We start from the raw sequence: 305 nt of genomic DNA, 5'->3' as shown, positions 1-305 counted from the left end.
AGTTGCGGATCATGCGTGACAACAATCAGTGTTGCCTGCTCCTCTGTTGCAAGACGTACCAGCAGTTCCGCAACATCCGCACCGGTTTTCTGATCAAGACTTGCCGTCGGTTCATCTGCCACAATCACGCCGGGCTTTGCCAGCAAGGCACGCGCAATCGCCACACGCTGCATCTCTCCGCGCGACAGAGTTTCGATATGTTGTGAAGGGCGGCTAATGCCAACAGTTTCAAGCAGGCCAAGTGCACGCTCACGATCGGCAGCTTTTACACCACGGTTCAGCTTGAGCGGCAAAAGCACATTGGC

The 305-nt window shown here is 55.4% G+C and carries 1 protein-coding gene; it reads right to left on the bottom strand.

The window, feature by feature from the left end:
- Positions 1-305 (bottom strand): ATP-binding cassette domain-containing protein (locus HBA93_RS20300; RefSeq protein ID WP_221724477.1); only part of this gene is annotated, 305 nt, incomplete at both ends.

This window comes from Ochrobactrum sp. SFR4 (genome assembly GCF_019730395.1).
In the GTDB taxonomy this organism is placed as follows: domain Bacteria; phylum Pseudomonadota; class Alphaproteobacteria; order Rhizobiales; family Rhizobiaceae; genus Pseudochrobactrum.
This window is presented reverse-complemented; position numbering and strand designations above follow the sequence as displayed.